The sequence below is a fragment of the Angelakisella massiliensis genome (genome assembly GCF_900104675.1).
GTDB classification, from domain to species: Bacteria; Bacillota; Clostridia; order Oscillospirales; family Ruminococcaceae; genus Angelakisella; species Angelakisella massiliensis.
In genome coordinates this window covers 1883164-1908950 of sequence record NZ_LT629945.1, presented here as the reverse complement: position 1 = coordinate 1908950, position 25787 = coordinate 1883164, and the positions used below count along the sequence as shown (strand labels likewise).

General features: G+C 53.7%; 12 protein-coding genes and 2 pseudogenes. 1 reads left to right on the top strand and 13 read right to left on the bottom strand.

The features are described from left to right. The 13 genes and pseudogenes from BQ5383_RS14400 to BQ5383_RS14340 form a co-directional block, all read right to left on the bottom strand. Positions 1-4431, bottom strand: a complete 4431-nt coding sequence (locus BQ5383_RS14400; RefSeq protein ID WP_071433077.1) for a suppressor of fused domain protein — start codon at positions 4429-4431, stop codon at positions 1-3. Positions 4432-4472: 41 nt separating this feature from the next. Then, a complete protein-coding gene (locus BQ5383_RS14395) occupies positions 4473-5042 on the bottom strand; it encodes a hypothetical protein (RefSeq protein WP_071433074.1) in 570 nt (189 codons plus the stop codon). A gap of 69 nt (positions 5043-5111) precedes the next feature. Then, complete coding sequence (locus BQ5383_RS14390) at positions 5112-6116, bottom strand: hypothetical protein (protein ID WP_071433073.1); 1005 nt, start codon at positions 6114-6116, stop codon at positions 5112-5114. Positions 6117-6157: 41 nt separating this feature from the next. After that, positions 6158-6535, bottom strand: a complete 378-nt coding sequence (locus tag BQ5383_RS14385) for a hypothetical protein (protein WP_071433071.1) — start codon at positions 6533-6535, stop codon at positions 6158-6160. Between the two features lie 15 nt (positions 6536-6550). Next, on the bottom strand, positions 6551-7576 hold the full coding sequence (locus tag BQ5383_RS14380; protein ID WP_071433069.1) for a hypothetical protein: 1026 nt from the start codon (positions 7574-7576) through the stop codon (positions 6551-6553). Between the two features lie 9 nt (positions 7577-7585). Beyond that, positions 7586-10018, bottom strand: a complete 2433-nt coding sequence (locus BQ5383_RS14375; RefSeq protein ID WP_071433067.1) for a DUF6892 domain-containing protein — start codon at positions 10016-10018, stop codon at positions 7586-7588. Between the two features lie 66 nt (positions 10019-10084). Continuing rightward, positions 10085-10411, bottom strand: a complete 327-nt coding sequence (locus BQ5383_RS14370) for a DUF5713 family protein (protein WP_071433065.1) — start codon at positions 10409-10411, stop codon at positions 10085-10087. An 11-nt stretch (positions 10412-10422) separates the two neighbouring features. Further along, positions 10423-11853, bottom strand: a complete 1431-nt coding sequence (locus BQ5383_RS14365; protein ID WP_071433062.1) for a DUF6138 family protein — start codon at positions 11851-11853, stop codon at positions 10423-10425. Positions 11854-12032: 179 nt separating this feature from the next. Beyond that, on the bottom strand, positions 12033-12674 hold the full coding sequence (locus BQ5383_RS14360; RefSeq protein WP_071433060.1) for a TetR/AcrR family transcriptional regulator: 642 nt from the start codon (positions 12672-12674) through the stop codon (positions 12033-12035). A gap of 353 nt (positions 12675-13027) precedes the next feature. Continuing rightward, positions 13028-13294 (bottom strand): annotated as a pseudogene (tnpA, locus tag BQ5383_RS14355) (IS200/IS605 family transposase); the annotation flags it as partial. A 216-nt stretch (positions 13295-13510) separates the two neighbouring features. Then, positions 13511-13714, bottom strand: a pseudogene (locus tag BQ5383_RS14350) (helix-turn-helix domain-containing protein); the annotation flags it as partial. A gap of 749 nt (positions 13715-14463) precedes the next feature. Beyond that, positions 14464-23328 carry an InlB B-repeat-containing protein gene (locus BQ5383_RS14345; RefSeq protein ID WP_083389992.1) on the bottom strand — a complete coding sequence of 2955 codons (8865 nt, stop codon included), beginning with the start codon at positions 23326-23328 and terminating at the stop codon, positions 14464-14466. A gap of 175 nt (positions 23329-23503) precedes the next feature. Continuing rightward, the gene (locus tag BQ5383_RS14340; RefSeq protein WP_071433054.1) at positions 23504-23722 is read right to left on the bottom strand and encodes a hypothetical protein; all 219 of its coding nucleotides are present in this window, start codon (positions 23720-23722) and stop codon (positions 23504-23506) included. 729 nt (positions 23723-24451) lie between these two features. On the opposite strand from BQ5383_RS14340, the gene BQ5383_RS14330 reads away from it, so the two are divergent. Next, entirely contained in the window at positions 24452-25666 is a 1215-nt protein-coding gene (locus BQ5383_RS14330) for a sensor histidine kinase (RefSeq protein WP_071433050.1), read from the top strand. Positions 25667-25787 lie beyond the last annotated feature (121 nt).

Below are 25787 nucleotides of genomic sequence, written 5' to 3'. Positions count from 1 at the left end.
TCAATCCCACCAGAAGTACCAAACGGTGGACTGCCGCAGCACATCTGCCAGAGCGCCCACAGTGGCGTCCTCCGGCCCCTGGTCAATCACATCGGGGCAGAAGCCGTACTGCTCCACCGCCATATCTATGGCCTCTTTCTCGGAAACAGGGGCCGGGAGCAGGAACTCTAACTCATCATGTGTCATGGCAGCGGGCACCGCCCCATGCTGCTGGGCCCAGTATTTCGCCACTGCCATTAGCGACTGCGTGTCAGGACATTCATTCCAGCCTCCAAAGGGCAGCCAGGCAAAAATTTCCCAGGGATTCTTCACCGGGATTTTGGCCAGGATGAGAGGATAGGTCATCTTGCTGTCGGAATTCCAGTAGCTTGCAAAACGGCGGTTCTCGTATCCGCCCACCATCTCGCCCAGGATCTCCTCATCCCAGTCCATATCGTCATCCTCGGCTTCTTCTTTGCGCTGCCTGATCAGTTCCTCCAGAACTGTTTTTCCGTCCTTGATAGGAGCGGCAAGCATCTTTTTGCGGTATTCCGCTACCTTGTCCGGATCAAAGGCGTAATCGTCCTCGCCATCGCTGTCCGGGTCGGAATTCATAATCAGGCACTCCCACAGGGTATCGTCATCCGCTTTTATCAGCACCGGCACAAATCTCTCTTTGGTACCTTCCCGTTTGGCATAGTTATATGCCGACATGATGGGATCATCGTCCGCCATCGCGGGGAAATAGGTACATTCACAGTTCAGATATTCCATCATGGCCTTCGCAAGCTCCGAAGGCTCCAGAGTGGCCTCATCGAAATCCTGCCCCCGCCAGTTGACGAATCGTTTTTCAATGACTTTTGCCATAGTCTGATAATAGTTCTCGTCAAAGGGAATAAACAGGTAGGCTTCATCCTGGAACTTATCGGAATAATATTGCTCTGAACCGAAATATTCCAAGGCATAGTTGTCAATATCGCTGGGGAAATAAGGACTATCCGCCTCACCATAGTAGTATCCGGCAAAGGCTGCGCCCTCCTTGTTGAACAGCGCCCCAAAGAGCTGTCCTTTCAGCTGGTCCCGAATAAAGCCACGCAGATCGGCGCGGCTCAGATCCGCCATAAACGGCTGCACCTGCTCCCAGTACCGCTCCATGAATTCCGCGCTCATCAGGTCGTGCTCCATGCACCAGCGCAGGTAGATGGCCATGTGGTTGTAGGCACTCAGCTCATCCACCGGCAGGCCTTTTTCCTGAATGGATTCCAGGTGCCAGGCGGCATCGTCCATATCGCCGGTGAACTCCTCCTCTGCAAGCGTTCCTCTGGTGATGGCATTCTGGCGGGTGGGATTGACCACAAAACTGATGCCTGCCATCTTTTCAAGCAGAGCGTCCGCGTCATGCTCCAGTTTATAATTCAACTCGTTCCGATAGAGAGGAATCACCTGATAGAAGTTGACCTCCTCACCGCTGGGCAAAGTGCAGACCTCGCCGTCTTCCTCCACGTCCTGGGGACCAGTCAAAATGGCACCGCAGAGTGTCGTGTTCTCCGCAAAGGGCGACTGCTTGTCCATCGTGTGACCAAAACCCAGCCAGGTATCGCCGGAAATAGGCAGGCGGGCCAGCACCTTCAAGAGGCCAATAGGCCAGTACCACCGCTCATCCTTCAGGGACTGCTCATCCAGTTTCCAGTCCTTCGGCAGGGCGATGGCCAGCTCCGCCCGCTCCAGCTTGTATTCCGCCAGCTCCTCCGGCACATTCATCCGGTGAGCACCCATACCCATGGTCACCAACGTGTAATAGTCCCGCTCTTCAGAGGGAGGAACAACGCAGATGTCCACATGGATGTCAGGGGAAACCAGCTCATGGAACACATTCTCAAACTCGCCAAAGGTGTTTTTGATGTGCTGCTCGATTGCGGACATCTCATCCTCTGTATAAACCTCCGGTTCACTGTTTTCCGCCGAGGACCAGATGGCATCCACCTTTGTGCCGTCTGGATTGAGGAAGATCTGGAAGTACCGATCGTCTCCCGGTTGCTGATAGACAAGACCAATATGGCGGGTCTGGTCCACAAACACACCTGCTAGAATGCCCTCTGGTTCTCCTTCGGGGGTGTAGAGCAGCCATTCCCCGCTGTCCAGCCGTTCCTTGAGCTGCCGCAGCCAGTCTGTTCCCATCTTGGAAAGTCCGGCTTCGTTCATACGGAACGAGAGTTCCACAAGATGTTCCTTCACCGGGTATCGGAATTCACAGCAGGGGGCATTTTTTTCATAGCCATACCGCTCCGGGTGGAACAGTTGATAAAATTCGGCAAGTCCCGCTTCATCTACTCGAATGCAGGCCAGAGCCCGCTGTTTATCATCCACATCTTGGCCCTGCCCCTGCTGGAGCTGTTGATCGGCATCGGGGTTGATCCAATGGTACTCCATCTGTTCCAGAGTGGCTCCGGCTTTGATCTCTTTTTCCAGGGTCAGGAACTCATAATCCCCCGGTTCCAGTTTTAGCCCCTGCCTGACGGCATCCAGCGCGCCTGCCTTGTCGCCAAAGTGCGCCCGCAGCTTGCCCACCTGCAGCCAGATCCAGGGGTAGTCGGGCTCCTCCTGAGCGCCCTTTTCCGCATAGCTGTGCGCTTCTTCCAGCCTGCCGCAGTACATCAGCGCCAGGGAATAGCGGTAGTACCAGGTAGCGCAGCCTGCGGCACTCTTTTCGGAATCCTTCATCCACTCTGCCGCCTGATAGTAATGGATGTAATCGTCCAGATTCAGGCAGGCAAAGGCGTACCAGAGGGCGATCTGCAGATCCTGATGAGCCTGCATTTCGGTGAATCTTCCTTCTTCTACGCCGCTTTTGATAAAATCCTCCAGCCATTGAAGCATTCTCCAGAAGTAGCCGGAAACCCCATCGTCAAAGGATTCCAGCGTTTCGATGTCCTCCGCTGAGAGCAGAGAGCCAGTGTCCTCATGAATATCAGGCTCCGGTTCCTCCTCATCCAGCAGCGGCACGCCGCCCACATCCCGCCGGAATGCGTGGAAGTGCGCCCAAGGCAGGCCGCTTTCTTCAAAGAACGCCTGCGCCGCTGTCAGCACAGCGGGCAGGTCCCAGGCAAGGAAATCCAGATACCCGCAATACAGCCCGGTAGCTCCACCTAGGAAGGTCACGGCTTGTGCTCCCGTCTCCCGCAGGATGGCATCCCGCAGGTCATCCCGGAAGTCCAGAATCGCTTTGCTCCGTTCCTCGCCGGTAAAGCTCTCCAGGGGATAGCAGAGGAACCCCGCCGCGATGCCGTCCTTGTGGTACTCATCCACCGTGTCGCTGCGGGCGGACAGATAGTCGTTGATGAGCGCCGGCAGGCGGCAGGTGCCGGTATAGACATCCAGCCGCCAGTCAGCCTCCGGATCTTCCACAGGTTCCAGCTCATAGGCAAGGAAACTCTTTTCCAGATAGTCGCTGCCATCCCGCCAGAGGGAGAGCCCCATGCTTTGCAGCAGCTCCGGCAGTTCGGAAAGTGGCTTGGCCGGTTCGTCTTTCGGCTGGGCATAAACATCAAACCCAGCAATATAGACGATAGAGGAAACTTCTCCGATGGTTTGATCCACCAGCATAGAGAGGGTCCACCAGACCTTATCTGTGTTCTCTTTCAAGATCGGCGTCAGCTTTTCACAACAGAGAACCAGGTTTACCCGCTGATCCTCTGTTTCCTCTGCCCATATCTGCACATCCTCGGCCCGAACTTCAATCTCTCCAGCTCGCAGCTCGAACCCCTCACAGGGCTGGCGGCCTACCCAGATATTCCAATGCTCCAGCATCGATTCTGGGGCCTGCTTCTGGAAGTACACCAAAGGGAACAGGCGGGAGCGAAGCCCCTCCGGACTGAGGATCAGTTCATACTTTTCACCACCCGTGCCCAGCTCAAAGGAAGTATCCTGAAGGGCTGTTTTGAGTGCGTTACCACATTTTTCAATCAGTTCCTCGCCCCGCTGGTGCGTTTCGTCAGTATCCATGATCTGACGCAGCGACCCCTCGATCTGAGCAAAGGCTGCCCAGGCCTCCTCCGTCCTCTCCCGAAAGTTCTTGGGGAATCGAGGCAGGGACAAACGGCGGCGGCAATCGTCTATGTACTCCTGGGTATCTTTGTCGCCGGGGCGGGCCTTCAGTGCCTTTTCAAAGTAACGCAGGGCGGGGCCTTCCTCATCCAGACAGTAATAGGCCAAAGCGATTCGATAATTCCAGCAGTGATCGCCCGCAAAATACTCCTCGTGGGTAGCCAGAAGTTCCAGCGCCTTTTCAAAAGGCTCCCGTTCTCCTATATCTGCAACGGCAATATATGCCTTGGCCAATTCACTGTCCAGTTCCGGGGTGCGCTCCTCGGCAGGAATCGCTTCCAGGGTGTCGATTACCTTCTGCGCTTCATCCTGTTCAAACCATTGCTGGCATTGTTTCAATAAATCCATATCATGATCTCCTTTTCTATCTTCGGTAGGGATAGGTTTCACTAATAAGCAGAGCTTGTAATTTCAAAGCTGAAATTCATATCTGCATTTATGGTGGCTTCTTCATTTGTGGCTGGTTGTATCACAAACTCAAATGTAGGTTCATAGGCCCCGTCCTGCAAGGTCTCTCCACCAAAAATCTCGATATGATACCAGCCATTTGCAAGCTCAATCATCGGTTTCTTATGCACTCTATAGTAATAAATCAGATCTTTCACCTTTTCAGGCGTAAACTGTTCCAATATGGGCCATGTAAAAAGCATCAGCATATTATGATCTACTTTGAGGGAATAGCCACTTTTTCTAAGCTGCAATCGGTTTCTTTCTTTGCACAGCTCCGGTCTATCACCAGAGAGATTGAACAATATGGTATAGGGATAGTTTTCAATACCGGTCATTGGGATTACAATTCCTTCGGCAAATACCCTGTCGCCGCTTTCGTTTGTGGTAAACTCCATCGCTAAATCATCTGAAAGATGGTTTGCCTGCTTCCAGTTCCCCAGCAACAAAATGTCACCAAGGAGAAAATAATTAACAAGATCGTTTAATACTTCCGTAAACCTATATATCATCCATTATGCCTCCCTCACAATCCTGTTTGCTGCCAGCCGCTCCTGCACCGCGTCAATCGTCTGGTAATATCACCTCTCATCTCCGGGCGATGCCATTCTCCACCCGGATGTCTGTACCCGGATAACAGGACGGAAAAAGTCATAGTCATTGTCAATCTCATTACCCTCCCGAACTTCCGGTTTACAGTGAGGGGAACAGGGTAAATATCCAAGCAAAGGACCCATGCCACCGCAGATATTACAGCCGCCGTCGCCGCCGCAGGTCGTCAATGTTTTCCCGTCTACCAGCTCCCGCTTATAGGGGTCGTAGGCGATAGACAGGCCAAAGAAGTTCGGCTTCTCCGTGTCGTATGGCTTACCTTGATCTTCACCGCTTTCAAAGTGGTGCAGATGCATGGAGTAGTCCAGTCCATCTCCCCATGGGAACAGGGTGCGGCATCCGCCCCCGCACAGATAGGCCCACTCATCCGGCGTGGGGAGACTGGCTGCCAGATCCCACAACAGCGACCGCTGAAACTCCGGGTAGGTCATGGGATGGCACAGCCACGCTCTCCAGCTATCACCATTGCGCTCAAAGCGGACACTTTCATGTATCTCAAAACTCTGGCTGTTCTGGCCCGCCCACTTCTGCAAGTTCTCCAGCCAGTCGGGGTGGGCGGTGATGCGTGGATCGTTCATGGGTACGCTTTCCCAGCCGATCTCCTCCAGTTTCCTGCCCACAAACATGGGGCCAATGGTTACCTGGCGTATCGGGGCCATACCTTGCCGGAGAAATTCCTCCGCAGTGCCTTCATATCCGATTTCCGCAAAAAGTTCCGCCAGTTCCTCCTGATTGGCTTTGTCCATCCCTTGAACAAAGCCCTCCCAGCCAAGAGTCACAGTATCGCCCGGGACAAAGATAAACTCCCGGCTACCTTTTTCAAACAGACCGGTGATGCAGCTTTGTCCCCAGCGGGAAAAGGCGTACAGCTCCTTGAATATCAAATGATAACGGGACGCCAGCGTCTGCATCAGCCAGAGCTTATCGGACAGTTTCAATGTATCAAATTGTGGGCGAAATAAATTCTCGTTCATAGCCATTCCCTCTTTCTGATTCAGGGCGATCCTGTCTCAAATTAAAAAAGCAGTTCACCGAAAAACAGCCTGAGAGTCACAGCAGATAATGATTCAAGCTGTGGCTTGCTGAGAGGAGCGTAGTGAAGGACGATTTCTCCATACAACTCCGTGTTGATGTGGTGTTCTTCCAGATACCGCAGAACCTTTCGGTTGTTCCGCACGATATTCAGGCGAAAACCGGTGTGATCAAGGGCATATTCAAAACAGTCCGGGTCAATCAACTGACTATTGGCTGGATCATTCATTTCCAAACGGAGCATTTCTGCACCGGTCTTGCGTGAGAGCGTAAAATAGCCATCCTCCCATTCAAAGGCCAGGAAGGACAACTCTTCCTCATTATCCAGCTCCCAAGTCATTCTTTTTACAGATAACTCCATTGATTTACCTCATAACTACTCCAAGGTCATTTCACAAAGAACCAACTTATCTTTCTCATCGCTGAGAAAAGCCCGGTTTCCCCATACATCCAGCATATGGAAGGAAGTGTATCCACGGGGCATGGCGAGGTCGATCAACGCCAGATCCGAAAGGCGCAGCACCTTTTGTTTACCCTTCCAGTCATCATTCTTAAAAATGGGAGACAGGATCAGGCAAGTCCTGTCTCCGGAAAATTTTCCGCGCATCCCGTGTTTCCCAGGCAGGCGGCTTAAATTATCTTTGCCCCACAGTTTCTTTTTGAATAGCCCGTTTTCCTCCAGTTCCAGATACCAATAGTAGCCCATGAGAGAAAGACCTGCCGGATTGATGGTGCTGCTTTCCAAAAAGGCATAAAACTGTCCACTCTGTTCCAGTATGGAGCCAATCATAGGGTAGTTGTAGTGAAAGTCTGCCTTGGCAAAATTGCCGCCAGCCCGCTCTACCGCCGCCAAATGGGTCTGTCGGGTTCCTGCTTTGCTGTATACGCAAGAGCCGCTTTCTGCCCAGTGTGCAGTCATGGCTTCAAAGTCTACCGTCAGGGTGGTAAAACTGTTGGTCGCGTCAGCGTAGTTGTCCACCCGGCACACAATAGGGAAAACGCCCTGGCTTCCGGTGACTGCCACCGGCTTGGGAATACCCTGGGCACACCAGTTATCCATGGGGATCGGAATCCACTCTCCATCCATCTGCGGCATCCACCAAAGGGATTTACTGGCCGGGCAAATCAACAGGATTCCTCTGTCGCATGAGAGCAAGACAGGAACTTCCCAAACATCTTGCTGCTCTTCCGGCTCCGGGCTGGGAATCCACCTGGAAACTTCGCCTTTGACCCACAAAACGCCGCTGCACTTTTGCAAGAGATGATAGGTCCAAAACACAATTTCATCCTCGCTGCGGGCTACCATACCTTTGTATCCAGTCGGGCTGTATTTGAAGGAAGTTCCCGTCAGTTCAAATTCCTCGAACTCCCAGTTCTTTATCACTTTTAGTTTCGCTTTCATACTTTCACCTCACAGCAAATCTGCTTTGATACCGCACCGTTCCAGAACCGGCAGAATCTGTTCCGGATTGGAGGACATAAGGGTAATATGCCTCAGATTGGGAAACTGGCGCAGTTCCACCTCCGTAATGATGTTGAGATTAAAGGCTCCATCCTCGCCATCCCAGAACGGACAGAGCTGGGTATAAATCTCGCTGCCGCCATCCATCTCAATTTCTGTGACCTCCGGGGCCAGCCGCGCCGGGACAGGGTATTTCTCCAGCCACTTCCGGATCTCCGGGATGGGTTCATACCCTTCCGCATCAATGTCGATCTTGCGTCGGCTATACTCTCGGGCAAACTCATAGGCGTCCAGTTTAGGAGCCAGTAAGCCTTTCTCATACATCAGGACTTCCAGCACCGCCAGTTTGAAGTTGAAACTGGTAAAGGTGAGCACTGGCTCAGTCGGCTTGGATAACTTGTATTTCTGCGCTTTCGCCGTCTTTTTCTCTGGCTCTTTCCAGCTGATCTGCACCATAGCGGAGAGGGCCTCCAGCTTTGCTTTCTGCGCTGACTGCTCCTCCGGAACAGGACCCGGCAAGCGGGTATAAACGGTAAAGCCGCCTAATTTGAGGGTATGGGCAAAGCCGGCGAAATCCTTCCAGCTGGCCTCCCGGTAGTCCTTGGACCCGATCCAAACCGCTCCGTCAAATGCCTGCCGGACCGCATACTCTCCCTGTGCCGCTACCCGGACACCAAGGGTTTTGATGGTCTGCTCATCTTCATCCAACCAGCCCTGGAGTCCAAGCTCGTCCCACAGGGCAAGGGCCTGGGTATAGGGGCTCTCCCGACCAGTCATGGGGCTTTTCTGTGTTCCATTTTGCAGGACAATGCGGGCGGGCCCTAACTTTTCCGCCAGCTGCGAAAGGGTAAACGGCGGCGTAAATACCGACCCCAGGATGGTCAGGCTGTCTTTTTTGAGAATGATTTTTCGCTCCGTGGTCTTGGGCGGAAGATAGATTGGCAGATTCGGGTACACTTCTTTGTACTCCCGCCATTCCAGCTTTTTGGGCTTGTTTGCCGTCCGCAGGAAACCCCAGAAATCTATGGGATAACGGAACACCGGCCCAACCCTATCCCGCCGGGTGACAATAACCACCGTGTCATCGGTGAGTATTCCGATGTGCTGCATTTTCTCCCCGCCGAACATTCCCGGACGGATACGCAGCACTTCACGGGTGTTTATGTTGATGAGCTGGGCAAAGTCATCGGAAAGGATTTCGCCGTTTCCCTGCACCAGCAGCCAGTCCCCGGTAAACCAGCGCAGTTTCAGCCCCTCGCCCATTCCAGGCAGGAGGGCAATTCGGCACCGCCCGGTGTCCATGTCCAGTTCCAGCAGGCATTCTTCCACTCTTCCCTTGCCGCTGACAGCGTGGGTCATGGCAATGCGGCCTGTACCGGGAACGGGAACGGCCTCGGAAAGATGGTCGTATCCATACAGAGAGAAGGTATGTTTTGTTACCCTGCCGTTTTCCCATCGGTAGATCTGCCCCTTATACCACTCGTTGGAAAAATAGACCCGGCCCAGCCCGTCTGTCGTAATGCCACAATGGTATTTGGTGCTCCATCCATCTTCCGGCAGAGTCCAGTTTTTCACATCCTGGCAGGTGCCTCGGTCAGTCAGTTCGATCCGTGTAGCGTTGGTGGGATCACCCACCCAGAGGGAATGGTCAGCCCAGCACAGAGTCCGGGGTGGACCATCGTATCCAATGGGAGACGGCTCGGCCCAGTTGAGGGTAGCCGGATTCTGGCTCAGTAATGCCCGACCAATGGTTCCGCTTCCAGCGGCTCTGGATGCGGCATAGAGTCCCTGTTCCGGGGAATAGGTAAGGTGCCCAAGGTGCGGCAAGCTATGGGAGCGGATTACTTGCGGCGGACGATGGCGCAGATCGGCCACACAGCCGTTTTTCCATTCTTCTGCATCCTGGCTTTTCCACTCCCCCGCCGCAAAATCACCCGCTACGGAATTGAAGAAATAATCGTACCCATCCTGAAGTATGTATTCCTCGCAGGGCATCAGGGCACCAGGATCCTGCTCCTTGGCATGGTCTCCCCATTTTCTCCCTTGCTGTTTCATCAGGTGACAAGATTGTCCCTGTTTTTTGCAGTAACGTTCCCATTCCCTGCGCTCTTCCTCTGGAATCAGGACAAACAGATACTCGTCCTCATCGTCCAGGTTATACAGCGCCCAGCCGAAGGCAGACAGCTCCTGTCCCAACGCCGCCGCCCCTTTTTCATGGGACAGTTTCATATATTGGATGCCAACGACATCAAAGCGTTCATCCAGCAGCGCCGGGATCTGTGCGCCCCACTTTCTCCGAAGCTCCGCCAGAGTGTCCTGTACGGCTCCGTCAAATTTCAGAATGTCCAGCGCATCATCTATGATTTGTTTGAACTCTGCCATAGGTAGTTTCTCCTTTTCCCATTTCCTACATCATAGCGACAGCCATGTGGTCAAAGCACTGAAAAATCACCAGTCCCTTTCCCGGATGGCCTCCTCCATATCAATGGGAATGCCAAACCACTTCAAAATGTAGTCTAAAGTGACGCCGATGCAGTCCCGGGCCACCGTTTCAATCTCACTGTCGTTTTCGAAAAATTCGTCCTGAAGATCATTGATGCCGCAGACCGCTTCATCCAGCGTGTTCTGTATCACTTCAGTGTCGGTTTCACCGCTCTCCAGCAGATCGATGACCTTCTGGAACTCGTCCCTGACCTTATCTACCAGAAAAGCAGGATAATAATCATCCTGATACATCTCGTCCAGTAATTTATAATTGGGATCAAAGGTTTTCATTTTGTTTCCTCCTATCGAAAAATTTCCTGATACCGCTCTCTTAGTTCCTCCGGAGCTGCTTCCACCACTTTTTGACCGCCCTTGGCGCTGGCTTTGCCCCAGATCACATAGCAGACCGTTTCCCATGCGTATTGCAGCACTTCCTCCGGGCTGGCTTCTTTTTCTTCGGCGGGTTCCTCGTCATCATCGTCATCCTCGTCAGAGGAAAAACCGCTTGGAACGATCTCGGACAGGTGGATTTTTGCCTCCAGCAGAGCGTCCAGGCTTTCTACATTTGCCATCCACGCGGAATAATCCTTGGAATACTTCATGTTCTGCATGGACAGCACCCCACGGACAAACACAGGGACGGTATCGGCGGTAAATCCGAACTGTTTCACATACTCCCGAAGGAATTTTTCCTGCAAGTGGGAGTGCTCATCATCACAGAGATCGAGATAATCCCATACCAGCTGCCGCCACTCTTGTCCCAGCATTCCCAGGGCGAACACGGCAAAACTTCCGGGGAGCGCGCACTGCTCATCGCTGAGATTGGTGTACTGCTCATATTGCCGCATGGCAAGCCGGGCGTACCGTTCCATCAGGGGGTGGAGGCCGGGGTACTGCACGGCACAGGCAAAGAGCTGGTTTACTCCCTTTTTGGGCAGACCTGTGATGGGAAGATACCTCTTTTCCGGTCCTTTGAACTCCAGGGCATAGCTGCAGGGAAAGTCCTCCTGCGAAAGAACCTCGCACAGATAGTCCAACACTTCACGGTAGCATTCCTCCGTGTTGTCCCTGGCAGTGATTCGGATCACGGCAAAGGCATCGTTGGCCGATGCAGTAAAGTGTTCTGTTTTCCTCTTTTGAAGGTTGAGCGGCAGTCTCCCGGTCCCATTTTCCCGGAGCTTTTTTACCATATCAGGCCGGACTTTCTCCACCAATCCCAAGAGATAATTGGTATCCAGATACTGAAAGCTCATGCCATATATCTTATAGCTCACCGCCACATAGCAGGCAAAACGCAGCAGCGGCTCCGGGACCTCCTCTGCACGGATACCTGGTTTCAGGGAATACTCCCGATCCCAGAAGTGATCATCTTCATTGCCTGTCACGGCAAAATACTTCTCCTGCAGCTCCCGTTTCAACAAACCAAGTAAATAGTAATCAATTTCACCCCACCGACTCAGGCGGCGCAGATTTTCGCTGAAGGCAATGGCCTTTTCCGCATCCAGGGTCTCGGCCTGCTGCGCTTCGGTCCATTCCCTCACCAGAGCGTGCACCTCAAAGGGCGCGCCTTCACTGCTGACCACTACCGGCGGCCAGAGAGAATCGAGGCGGGTGATCCTGCCGTCAATGGCATCCTGGATGCACCGGTTAAAGAACGGCTGCAGTGTCTCTCGTGCATCGGGGGTCATCCAGTAACAGCGCCCATCTTCGCTGTTGCGCTTTGGTAAACTCATATCAGGTCACCTCTTTCCCAACAATAAAAATGCCCTGCGTCGCACTGCCCCAAGGGCAGACGAATGCAGGGCATGAAAAGGCCGCATGAAAGCAAAAGCCAGGTGTAAAAGTCCGGCTTTTTTCAATGTTTGAATGTACTGGAGCATCTTGCAAGCCCAAGGAACATGAATATAAAATCTTATTTCTGAGCATCTTTCTCTGCCTTTATTGCCTTTTCTTTTACCCGCTCCATCTCGTCCAGCAATGCATTGACCTGAAACTCTACCATCTCTTCTGCCACCTCTGGGAACAGGAAAGGCATCGTGTCTGGAATAGCCTTATATACCATCATCATAGCCAAAGCCATGTTGCCGAAAAGCCGGGGATCAATGCCATCCATCGGGAGCCCGAAAATGGTTAACAGATTCCGGTAGAAGATGATCTGATCTTGCCGGAAAGCCTGAAAATTCTCTTCTGAGAGGCAGCTGCGTATTTCTTTTTCATCTTCAATGGACAGCACCGCCACGCCGGTTTTTGCTCCATAGCAGCAATTTGTCAGAAAGGTTTTTACGCTTTCTCTCCAGGAGAGGTCAGTATTGTCCATCAGACTCTGTGCATAGGACAACAGCTTGGGCTGCTGGTAGCGGAGAGCCTGGAGGACCAACTCCTCCTTAGAGGAGAAAAAACGGTAAAAGAAGGTCTTGGAGATCCCCGCTTTTCCGCATAGAACATCAATACTGCTGTGAATCAGTCCACGCTCTGCAACACATTGGAGCACTGCCATCAATAACTTGTCCCGGATCTGCTCTCGCTCCTGCTCCGAATAGGATTTCCGTGCCACAGACAGCCCTCCTTATAAAATATAAAAATCAAAAATAGTATTTATAATGCCATTATAAATTATCCCTTACAAAAATACAATCTCAAAACCACCGAACGAAGATGATTTTCTTTGTTTATGCAGCTCAATTCTTGCATACCTGAAACTTGATGTCTCCCCTTTCCGCCGAAAAAAACTATAAAAACACCTGTTTATCATGGTTTTTCTGACCCACAAACGGAAATATCCCCAAAGTACCGGAAAGCAGTTTTTTCTGCTCTGCGGTGTTTTTTCTTTCTGTCATTAGTCCTATGAAGTTTCCCACGCCCTCGTCAACACCTGTCATCAACAGCTTGACACAAATACAATCAGTCTAAACTGCTTTTTCCTTTGAGATATCCCATAATTTGTGATACACTATACTTCGGTGGAATACTCAGAAGCATATGGATATGATCTGGGCACGCTTGTGCTTCTATAATTTCCACTCCCTTTTGCTCACACAGCTTTCGCAGTATTTGTCCGATATCTTTCCTGATCTGACCATATATTGCCATTCGCCGGTACTTTGGCGCAAATACCACATGATATTGGCATCTCCATCTTGTGTGCTGCAAACTTTCTATATCTTTTTCTTTCATAGAAAAGACCTCCTGGTTCTTTATTGTTGCAGTTGGCCGACCGCAACTCTATTCTACCAGAAGGTTTTTTCACTATATAATTTCTTTTACTCTCCCCGGCTTAGCCGGGGGTTCTCTTTTCGCTAAAGCATACTAAAAGAAAAAGTAGAACAGCAATTTGCCATTCTACTTTTATAGCCTAGTTTTTAATTTGTTTTACACTTTACTTTCGTCAACTTCGTCCTGTTCCAATTCAATCACATCTAAAATACCACAATTCAGCGTTTCGCAGATACGAACCAGCGTTTCCATACTGATATTTTTTCCTTTTCCCATGTTGGCAATCATATTTGTGGTAAGACCGGCGGCAAGCCGCAAGTCCTCTTTTCTCATATTACGCTCAACCAGCGTGTGCCAGAGGGGTTTATAGCTTATGTGCATTTATCCTCCTGCCTTTCTCCCGGTTCCGGGGTTCCTGTTCCCATTATATCAAAGTTCTTGCTATTCCACAAACATTTCTTGACACAATCGCCGGTTCCGTCTGGATTGTGCTTTTCCTTTCTTTTCTTGATTACATCTACTTAGCCATAAGCTGACTTATGCTTGAATATCCGCACAGTACTGTATTTCATGGTTTCACGAATTTGATCAGGCTCTCCCGCCCCAACAAGCAATCGGACGCAAAAAGTCTGGAATCGTTGATCTATGGTGAGAATACAATATGCTTCCCTTACTTGGCCAGAAAGGTGCTTTCCAGAATAATGGGCTGTACATAAGGCAGTGGATTATGCGGAGAATCCATGGGATAGACATACAAGCTTCTTACAAGTCAGTCCCCCAGCTTAGCCGGGGGACTGACTATATCTTTTATAAACTTATTCCTGCCTTCTTCGTTTCCGGAAAATGCATCATACGGGCATACCCTTTTAGGGGGACTGAATATTACGATCACAGACCGCTGCTAAAAGGGCCTGTTTTTACGCTTTCATACTTTTTTCGATACTGTTGCCAAACCTGCTTTCATCTTCGCAAACGAAGAGTTTATTTTATCTAAAGATTTTTATTCCCACCGGTAAAACCGCTATTTTTGCTCAATCCAACAAAAAACCTGCTCCGGCAATCAAGTCAGAGCAGGTTTTTTCAGTTAGCTTAGAACAAACGCCATCAGTAGCTTATCGATTTTTACCGATTCACTCTTCACTCTTTACCTCTTTGCTGCGGCGGGTAAACCAGCCGGCGAGGAGTGTCAATATGGCTGCCGGCAGTGTCCAGAGGTTGGCGAAGATGATGCCGCTCCAGCCGGTAGTAAGCAGAACAATGACCACCGCGCCGGCAGCACAGAGAACTGCCGCCAGGCGGGCTCTTCCCCGGCTTTTTCCAAATATGGCCAGCAGCACAGCGATAGCCGCGCACACGGCGCTGAGGAGAACAAAGGGTTTCCCATTGGCAGCATCAGCAGGACCACTGGGTTCTTCCGGCTGGTTTATGGCGGGGGTTTCCGGTTCCTCCGACGGCTGCTGGGATTCATCCGGCTGGGCCACCTCTTCCTGAGCAGGGGGGACGGCGGATTCCGGCGGCATATCCGAAGTTTCCGGCGGCGGGGTTACCTCTTCCAGAACAGGGGGAACGACCGGCTCCAATGGCTCGGTCACCTCTGGCGGCCGGGAATCCGGGCGGTCCGAAGGATCATCACCACTGCCGCCGGAGTCCAGCAGGGCGTTGGTGTACACGATGGAATACAGGGAGAACCGTCTTGCAGAAATGGTCAGGGCAGTGCCGTCCGTGTTAAGAGTGAAATACTCTCCCCACTGGTTTTCAGCAGCAGTGATCTTATCCACCTGACCATCATGCTCCCGCAGGACCAGGTAGTCGCGGCAGTTCTGCAGATCACCGTTCAGAGGGATCACAACCTCCATCAGAAGATTGCTCTCAGTAATAGGCGTCTCTCCCTGTGAAACACCATTTGCATCTTCCCTGGATTTCTCCATAGTCAGATTCAGGGTGAGGCCTGGGACAAAGCCCTGAGTGAGGGCATCCAGCGCCTGCCCCAGCGGGCTGTCCGGTTCAGGCTCCGCGCTGGCTGCTTCCATGCGGATCTCCACCTTACCGCCCCTTTCCACCAGTTTCCGATCCTCAGACGTGTAAACTTCGGTGTAGCCGCCTTCTTCGGACTGGGCGGTGAACAGGTTGTCCAGGTTGCCTACCACCAACGGCGGCGCGCCGTCCTTCACATCCAGGACCGAATTGGTTTTGCCCCTTGGCAGCTGAATCTGAGGGATCTCCTGGTCCTGGTCAACCAACTCCACCTTGGCGGTACGAATGATATCGCCGCTGCTGACCACCAGATTGTACACGCCGGGAAGGATATGATCAAAGGAGAAATGACCATCCACATCAGTGGTGGTATACGCCAGACACACGTTGCCCCGCTTCAGTTCTACCAGAATATCCTGTGCTGGTTCGGGGGGATCTCCCTCCCACACCACTGAACCATCGATATCATAGTTTTCGACCCACTGGGCGGTGAAGGTAACATTGCTCCGTGGCATGATAAATTCGGTGCCGGGCTGGTAGACACTGCCATCATATTCCCAGCCGGTGAACTCATAGCCGTCCCGGCTCAGACTATTCGCTTCGGGCAGGAAGAAGATGTCCCCGGCAAAGCTGTCCGGCAGGGAGGGCAGTGTTCCGTTGATTCCCTCTTCTGCACCGGGCAGGAAGGTAATGGTGTAAAGAACAGGGGCTTTTTTCTTATAAATCTCCAACACGCCCACCTGTCTGGCCCCACCGCTTGCACTATCGCTGTGACGGTAGTTGTCATCAGTGATCTGGGCCAGGATGGCATATCGTCCGGTCTGGACAGGGGCACTCACAATTTCTCCCTCTTCGCTCCGGTAGGAGACGGTGAAGGAATCGAAATCCCTGCCCAATGCCTGGGCGGCAACCTGGGCAGTATGGCTCTGACCATCGTACAAAATACTGTTGTTTTCCACCTGGAAAGTCACCGGTGCGGGATGGATGGAAAATTCCACCTGATCATTGCTCAGGATATAGTTATGGGCCCGTGTGCCGGTGAGTTTGGCAGTAACAGCGTATTTGTCCGCTGCCTCTTTCTCCTCTGCCACAGCGGCCACCTTTTCGCTGCCCTGGTCCGCCTCCAGTACACCTATCAGGCTGGCAGCCTGCGGCGCCTGGGGTACACCATTGTAGACCATGTCCAGATTCCGCCATGTAGCGGTAATAGGCCTGGGGGCAATGAGGAAGGTGTAGCTGAGATCGTCGGTACTGCCGTCCGCCCACTGGCAGTTGGCTTTATCGTCCAGGGCAACAATCACGGTGTATGTACCGGCTTCGGTCTGCACATTATCCGTCACCGTGTAGTAGTCGCTGGGGGTGATGGTATAGGTCTGCTCTTGGCCGCTGTAGATAAATTCCGTATCGTCTGCGGCGGGCTTCTCAATTCCCATCTTGGCAATGGTAAAGGTATAGCTCAGATCGTCGGTACTGCCATCCGCCCACTGGTAGTTGGACTTATCCTTGAGGACAACAGTTACCGTGTGTGTACCGGCATCGGTCTGAACGTTGCCCGTCACCGCGTAGTAGTCGCTGGGGGCGATGGTATAGGTCTGTTCTTTGCCGCTGTAGACAAATTCAGTATTGTCCTCAGCGGGTTTCTCAACCCCCAGCTTGGCAATGGTGAAGGTATAGCTGAGATCGTCGGTACTGCCGTCCGCCCACTGGCAATTGGCCTTATCGTCCAGGGCGACGGTTACGGTGTATGTACCGGCATCGGTCTGAACATTGCCTGTCACCGTGTAGTACTCGCTGGGGGCGATGGCATAGGTCTGTTCCTGGCCGCTGTAGATAAATTTGGTATCGTCCGCGGCGGGCTTCTCAACCTTCCTTGTGCCGATGGAAGCCTCCGCCTCCGCCTTTGTTTCGGCAGAGACACTCCCGCCGGCGTTGGCGGTGACGGCGCAGGAGAAGCGGTAGTCTCCGGCGTCTGCGTCCGTTACGGTATAACTGGGTTCAGTTTCGCCATCAATAAGCTGATCGTCCTCGTCGTACCACTGGTAGCTATAATCAATCCCCGTGCTGAGATCGTGACTGGGATGAGCGGTGAAGATCAGGTCGCTCCCCTTCTCATAAATAAAGTTGTTTCCGGTACTGCCGCCATAGGTGGTTTCAATGGTAAGGCCAGTGGGTGCGTTCAGGGTCCAGGCAGCGGTGAGAATGCTGTCTTCCTCCACCGTTTCTTCAAAGTCATATGCTTTGCCGTCCTTCTGCCACTGGGTAAAGGTGTAGCCGGTGCGGATAGGATCGGCAGGCCGGACAGCCTTGCCGCCCTGGACCACCAGCTGGGTCAGCGGTTCGTCTTGCTCTGTGAAGGAGACCTGGAACACCTGCTTTGTCACTGAGACAGGTGAAACATTGGCATTGTTGGAAGTCGCGGTAAAGGTGTAGCTTCCCGGCTTTGTGGCCGTGCAGCCGCCGCCCGAAATCGTCTCTTCGGTTCCGTCGGGCTCCGTCACTGTAACCGTACCGCCGGACACGCCGAACGTCGCCTGGACGGTAAATGTCACGGTCTCAGCTCCCTGCTCACCGCCGGTGACGGTCAGCTGTGGTTTTGTACCATCCACCTGAATCAAGCTGGAGTAACCATCGATGCTGTTGCCCACCTGGTCGGTGACCTTATAATAGAGGTACCACTGACCGCTGGGGGCCTCAACGGTAACTTTGCCATTCTGGATCGGCTGGGCTGTCAGATCGGTGGGAGTGTCCGTGTTGTTCTCCACAAAGGCGGTTTCCACCGTTTTCACACCGCTGCCCACATCGGAAGGAGTAAGGGTGACTTCCACTTTTGACTGCCAGCCGTCTGGAATCTTCGAGAGCTGTACTTGCGGCGGGATGGTGTCGATCCCGGTCACCTCCACCGTATAGGTGGCGCTGTTGCCCACCTTGTCGGTGAGCCTGACCTCATAGGTTCCGTTTTGGGTTACAGCGAAGCTGTCCCCGGTAAACGCAGTCCAACTGTCCGCAGTCGAGAGCTTGTATTCTTGTGTCCGGATGCCGCTGCCGGAATATCCGGTGACGCTGCCGGTTTCATCCACCTGGGGGCTGCGGTCGTCGGTAACGCCGGAAAGGGTCACCGTTTTTTCCTGAGCCCAGCCGCCGGGCACCGAAATTTCGGCGACAGGGGCTTCGGAATCTATCCAGTTGACTATCAGTTCAGCTGAGCCTGTGTTGTTGTTTTTGTCGGTCACCTGGATCTGATACAGGCCATTCCTGGTAGCGGCGAGGGGACCTGTGGTGTCCGGATTTGTGGGATAGGGCTCGCCAGACTTCCGAAGGGGGTAGAGTTTCCCGTCCGCTTCGACTTCCCACTCTCCCGCGCCCGGATTGGTCACTCCCCAGGTCAGCTCCGCCGGGCCTTTTACCCAACCTGTAGGCTGGGTGGTGAACCGGATGGCGGGCATCTGTGCTGTCTCCGGCTTTTTGACCACCGTATAACCGTCTGAGGTTTTGGTGGCAGAATTTCCGGCCCTATCGGTGGCCCGGACATGGAGATATTTTTTTGTCTGCTGCTCTTCGGCGGCGTCATAGGTAAAGCTGTATTTCCCATCCACCGGCTCTGCCGCAGGCTGCCAAGCCTGTTCTGTGGGCTCAGCTTCGGAATCGGTGAACACATACTCCACCGATGCTATCCCGCTGGGGACATCCGAAGCCGTGGCGGACATGACAAGCTGGTTGTAGATTGTCCCGGTTTCCCCGGCTCCGGTGATGTTCAGCACAGGAGCCTCCCGGTCGATGCGGCTGACCAGCACCTTCTTTTCCACGGTTTCATCGCCGCTTTTCAGCACAAAGGTGTAAATGCCGTTGGTATACACCGTCTGGTTCCCGGTAACGGTCTGCGGCTCTCCGACGCTGGGGCCGGTCATGGTAACCTCGGCGTCCGCCGGGGTATAGTCAAGGACGATAGTGCGCTCCTGCGCCCAGTCGTCGTTATCTGCCGTCACAGACAGGGTAGGCATCGGGCTGACAGGATTATCGGGGGTTCCGAAATCAAACTCCTTCGTTGCGTAAGCAGAGGTGCCGTTCCTGCTCCGGTAACCCCACACATGGAGGTACCATTTCCCGGAAGTTTGCCGGGTGGAAACGGTCTTACTATTTTCTGCGGGCAGCCACCCGGTGATGGGGGTATTATCGCTCTCGCTCCAGGTATACTGGAGGCTGGTATAATTTTGGGCGCTGATCTTCGCGCTGGCGGTGCCGTTTGCCAGCTTCTCTTCACTGATGCTCACCGTTGGCCGGACATTGTCCACATTGCCGCCTGCTGTGCCACCGGAGCCGGTGGAGGGACTTCCCACAGTGTCGCACATATCCTTAATTTTGTCGGTACAGCCAATGGAGGTAAGCATCAGTTCACCGGCAGCGCCATCCTTTACAACGCCTTCAAAATAGAGCACGTTGGTGTCCATGCCCCCGGCGTATTGGGCCACACCCCAGCTGGTCTGGACGGTATCGTTGTTGTTCAGGCCGCTGTTTTGGCTGTCCACGATTTCGTCAAAAACCAGGGCGATGGTAAAGGTGTCCCCTACCCGGTAGGTGCTGCCGTCCAGGGGGGCTACCGCCACAAGCTGGGGCTCCACGTCGTCATAGATCTGAATGTGGTGCTGAGCGTTGCGGGTATTCCACTTGTCGCTGCCGGAACCACTGCCGCTGAATCCGGTTGTGATCGATGTGGTATCCGGCGGAAAAGCGATATAGGATCCGGACTGGCCGGAGCGGTATATCGAATGGGTCAGCCTAGATTGAGACGGGAAGTTGACAGGTCCGGGGAACTGATAGCTGAGCCAGGTTGTATATGGAAGGAGAGGCTTTTTCTCCTTGCCATGCTCAAACATGGCCGTGTAATAAACACGGCTTCTGTCGATGGAGTCCGAACCCACAATGGTTCCCTCATCGGGGTGGATGCTGGTATCCAGGGTAGTGCCTGGAAGCATCTGAAGGGCCTGGTAACTTTCCTCCTCCTCCTTGGCCTCAAAGGTCAGATAATAGTGAACGCTCTGGGCGGTGTGTGTCCAGTAGTCTGCACTCTCCGGACTTACAGCAACCGTTTCCACAGCGGAAGAACCGATTTGGCCGTTTTCTGACCAGCCTAAGCCGTCCTTATCATAATCGCCCCGGGTCTTGTCGGCGATCCCGACGGCATATTCATCATACAAGTGGCGGTCCACCGTTTGGTTGGTGGCCATGGTGCGGGTAGCAATCCGCTCCGTCCCCAGCACAGCCCCGCCGTCCACCCGGTAGATCTCCACCTGGTAGGTGCGGTCAGCGTTGCTGTAGGCAGTGGCAGGCTTGCCGCTGTAGGCGGTGTTGGCATTATTTTCCGCAATGGTGATGGTCGCCTCCGCCTGCCCATCGGGTATGGTTACCTGGTCGGCCTTGTGGGTAAAGTGGGTGCCGCCCACCGCCGAGCCGTTGACCGTGCGGTAATAGACCGTCTGCGCCCCGTCGGTGCCGCCGGTGCGGGTGACGGTGAAGGTGTTGTTCCCGTAATTTTTAATGGTGACCGTGCCGTATTGTTTGGCGCCGATACCAAAAGCGGTCTGTTCGCTGTAATAGGTCTTGCCGCCTGCCACCACATAGGCCCGGCAGTAATAGTTCACCCCGTCCACAATATCGTTGGCGGTGACGGAAATGGTACCATCCTTGTTTGCCACCGGCTGCTCAGTGGCGGATCTGCCGTTGTTAATGGTCAGGGTGGGGTTCTGCATCACGCCCCAGACAAAGCCGGTTTCGGTAATGGGATCCGGGCCGGGGTGGGTCAGCTCCGCCGTCAGGCCGAAGCGGTTGGCAGTCCCCTCCTGAACGGCCGTTGGTTTTTCGATGGAGATGGGAAGGGCCTGTACCGTGACGGTGCAGGTTGCCTTTGTGCTGTTGCCCACCTGGTCGGACACGGTGACCTCCACCGTTTTTTCTCCCCCGGTATAGCAGAAGTTCTCGTCCAGGGTGAAGGCGGGTTCCCCCGCAAGGCCGCTTTCCCCGTCGGAGGCGGTAATCCCGGCCCGGATGGCGGCGGCCAGCTGGTTGTTGTCCGTTTCCTCCATGACGGTGACGGGAGCGCAGGAAAGCACAGGCGGGGTCTTATCGATATTTTCCACCTTCACCGTGTAGGTATCGCTCTTTTGCTCCCCATCGGGGGTTTTATAGCTGTAGTCAAAAGCATATTCCCCGTTTTGGGGAACGGTTTTTGTTGGTTCGCTGATCCGGATATCCTGATAGCCCTGGCCGTCTTTGACCTCAACGGTGATCGCCACATCCTCCTTGGTCCAGGAATCGGGGGAGAGGGTATGGCCCAGGCGGGGCTTGAGCACGGGGCGCCCATTCTCCAGGTAAAAGAAGGCCTGGTCGGTGGCCAGGATATTGTCGTCAGCCGACCTTCTCAAAAGGTCGGTAACGGTGTAGACGCCGTCCGGCTGCCCCTTGGGCATGGTGATGACGAACTCCTCCGTCCTCGACCCCTTCTGTCCTATGCCATGGTAGGCTCCAAGGATGAACCCATTGGCGTCGGTAATGGTATATTCGGTTTGACAAGGCAACTCCCAAGACAATGTGATGACCGTCTCGGCGGAGACCTGGACGTCGTCCCCGGTGACCCCCACATTGGTGATGGAGAGGGAGTACTCCTCTACGCTCTGCCGGGAGCCGCCGTCGCAGACCAGCTGCATCCAGTCGATGGAAACAGCCCAGTCCGCCCCATACTGGAAATCTGACCCCTCAGGGGTGTAAATGACAGGGGTAGGCTGCAGGTCCCCCGGACCTGGATCGGCAAAATTCTCCGCGCCCTCGCAGTCCCAGATTTCCACCCGGATGGTGTTGTTTCCCTCCCGCAGGGCGGACAGGGGCACTTCGTAATAGGAGGTGTTCCAGTCACTTTGCAGCCCTGTCAGCGTACCCACCCGGACATCGTTGACAAAGAGCTTGTCATACTCGTAGTGGTAAGCATCGGGTCCCAGCGCTCCCACCCAGTCCACATCATAGGTGCGCACGGCGATATAGCAGCTCTGGGTGGGCAGCTTTCCCTCGGGAATGAAGATGTTTGCCTCAATGGGATGGGGGGCGTCCCCCCGCTTCAAATACCGACCCATGTCGCCGTCCCCCTTCCCGGTGCCGGCGTTGTTTTCGTTGTCCTTATTCACGATATAAGTACCGGGATTTGGCTGCGCCGCGCTCCGGGCAAAGGCGCGGTTCGCCGCGGCTCGGGCCTCCAGCTCAGGATCGGCCGCGAACACGTCCTCCAGGGTCAGCGGCTCCGGGTCATCCTCCAGCCCCGCCTCAAAGGCTCTCTGCATCTCTTCGGTCATGACATCGGAAAAGAGGATTTCCCCCTCCGTGGGTTCGCCCTTGCAGGCGGTTGTGAGGTCGGCTTCCTCGGCTGAACACACCGCGCAGTCAGGATTTACCGCATCCTCCGTGCAGAGGGTTTCACAGGTGCAGGCCGCTTCCGGGGCGGCTCCCTTGCAGGCGGTCAGGTCCGCTCCCTCGGCAGAGCACACCGGGCAGTCCGGATTTACCGCGTCTTCCGTGCAAGGGGTTTCACAGGTGCATTCTGCCCACTCTTCCGCCCCGCCGCAAATTTCGCAGACAAAATTACAGGGTGTGCCTTCCACAGCCGGGACGTAGCCGCAGCTTTCGTCATGCTGGTGCAGGCAGTTCATCGTTTTGACGATACAGCCGCTTTCCTCGCTGCACTGATGATTGCAGGCAGACGGGTCATCCAGGCCGCCGCAGCTCTCGTCGTGGGCAGTATGGACGCATTGCTCCACAGCAGCATAGCAATCGTCGGTGTGTTCATGATTGCAGGGCCGCTCCGGGATGCCCTCGGTGTAGCCGCAGTCAGCGGTATGTTCCGTGTGATGTTCACACAAACCGCTGGCGCCTATGGCAATTCCCCCGTTCTGCAAAACACCACCTTCAGCAAAAGCTGCTGTTCCCAATGATGACAAGGCCATCAATCCGGCCAGCAGCAGACTGCAGATTCGTCTTCTCATTCTGAACCCTCCCGTGATCTTCTTCTCTTAACACAGTTTTCCAGGACAAGGCGCCATGGAAAAGTAAAAAGGTACGCCGCACATACAGCTTTTTCATATGCAAAACACACCTTCGGTTTATTGAACGCCTCATGAAGCACGATGATCCTCTCCTCCAAATGGGGACCAACAGAACCTATGGCTCATACGGCCTGTCCAGTAAATGGCGGTCTCTATTTGTTTGGCCCATAATGCCCACGCCATAAAGCTCCTCATAGAACAATATATTGGACGGAACCGGATCAATGCCTGCGGTATTGCTGCCGATATTCGATGCGCCGGACTGCTTTGAAGTTCCATTGCAGCGAATCGGCGGCAGATACTCACCGCCGCCCGCCTTTGTATTTTTCACCATGGCACTTCCTGTGATGGCCCCGTCGGTCGGGTATGATAATTTTGCCGCCAGTGCTTACATATACCTCGCCGTCCCCTCAGCTGTTGCTGCCGGTCAAACCACTCCCCTTTCCGCAAGGGGCGATGGCTCCACCGGACACAGCACCGTTCTCTGCCGGCCTTCTCGGCCCGATTGCAGCATTCGGTCTGTTTCCGCATAAAGCGGATGATAAGCACAGCAGGACCGTGTACAAATACACAAGAAACAAGGTTGTCTCCCTCTTGACGGTCTTCCTGAGCCTATGCTATGTTCATTATACAAATTGCGGCAAAACCAGGAACCGATTGTTCAAAATTCAAAATAATCTGTGCAAAATTTGCATACTGCTGCCCCTTGCCATATGTGATAATAGAAGAAAGAAACGGTACCGCTGGATCTTCATCTCAGATGCTGCCCTAATTTGAATGGGGAAGATTCTCCGGCTGCCGGACGGCACGGCAGAGAAAGTGAATCGAAGGCGGAACGGTGCTGCTGCGGCAGCCACTGTGGACAGTGCCCAGCGTGTCCTGCCGGAAGTGTATTGGATCTGTGGAATGGGCGGGACGCTGTACTGGCTGATCAATTCTTTTGTCTGTGGGAAGCCAGCTTCATGCTGAATTTGCAGCATATGACGGGAGTAAATGCCTGCCCTGTACGGCGGCAACAATTTCAAAAAGCCTGAGAAAAATATTGGCTGAAGGAGGGTGACACATGGTAGAGCTGTTTATCATGGAGTATTTGACAGTGTTATATATGGTTATGGCATTTCTGTTTATAGACAGCCGGTATTCCCAGCGGCGCACCATTTTTGTCGTTTTCAGCGTCACGATTCTGCTGATGGCGGCGGTGGCCGCTCTGTACCGGACGGTCGATTTGGATACCGCCTTTTGGACCTATGCTGTAACCATCCATATCCCGCTGATACTGCTCCTTTTTACGCTCAGCCAGTTCCGGGGGTGGCGGCTGATCTTTCAGCAGCTCTCCGTCGTCCTGTTCTGTACGCTGATTCACCACATATCAGGCCTGATCTACTACCTGTCTGGCAGCCGCTTCTGGGTACTGGTGCTGTCCTACGCGGTTCTCAGCACCTGGGTCATTTGGTTTCTGGTGCGCTTTTTGCGGCCGCTGTTTTTCCAGATACTGTTGGAGCTGCGCCGGGGCTGGTGGCTGATATGCCTGGTAATGGCAACCTATTACATCATCGCCGTCTACCTGATTCCTGGATATACAGGCTTCGATTCAAGAAGCACCATCATCAAACCGGCCATTGGCCTGCTGATGCTGGGGGTTTATTCCATTTTGATGTTTCTCTTTTCCAACGTTCACAAGGAGGCGGAGGCACGGTACAGTGCGCAGCTGTCGGCTTTGCAGCTGTCTGCCCTCCAGAGCCGCATGGAGGCGGTGAAGGCTGCGGAAAATGCGATCCGCACGGAACGCCACGACCTGCGCCACAGGCTCCAGGCTGCTGCGGAGCTGGTGTCACGAGGAGACAAGGACGCCGCGCTGGACTTTCTGGATGCAGCTCAAAAGCGGCTGGATGAGCAAAAAGAAATCCGCTGGTGCCGTCCGCCGGTGCTGGACGCGGTATTTTCCTCCTACTTCGACCAGGCTAAGAATCAGGGTATCCTGGTGGAAGCAAAGATTTCCCTTCCCGATACCCTTTCCGTAAACGAGGGTGAATTGGCTATTGTTCTGGCCAACGCTTTGGAAAATGCCATCCACGCCAATCTGAACCTACCCCGGGATCAGCGGCTGATCCGCTGTAAAATGACAGGTACTCCCAGCGTCATGCTGGAAATTTCCAACCCTTGTACCGACAATATCTCCTTTGATAACAACGGTCTGCCCATATCTCCAAAGGAAGGACACGGCCTGGGAGTGCAGTCCATCTCCGCTTTTTGCCGGAAAAATGGGGCCGTTTGTTAGTTTGATCTGATAGACGGCTGGTTCCGGCTGAGATTGGTGCTGTAAAAATCACGGAGCTTCACAGATTTATTGATTGTGCTTTTGTTTTGCCTTGAAACGTTATCATTTCACCTGCACGAAG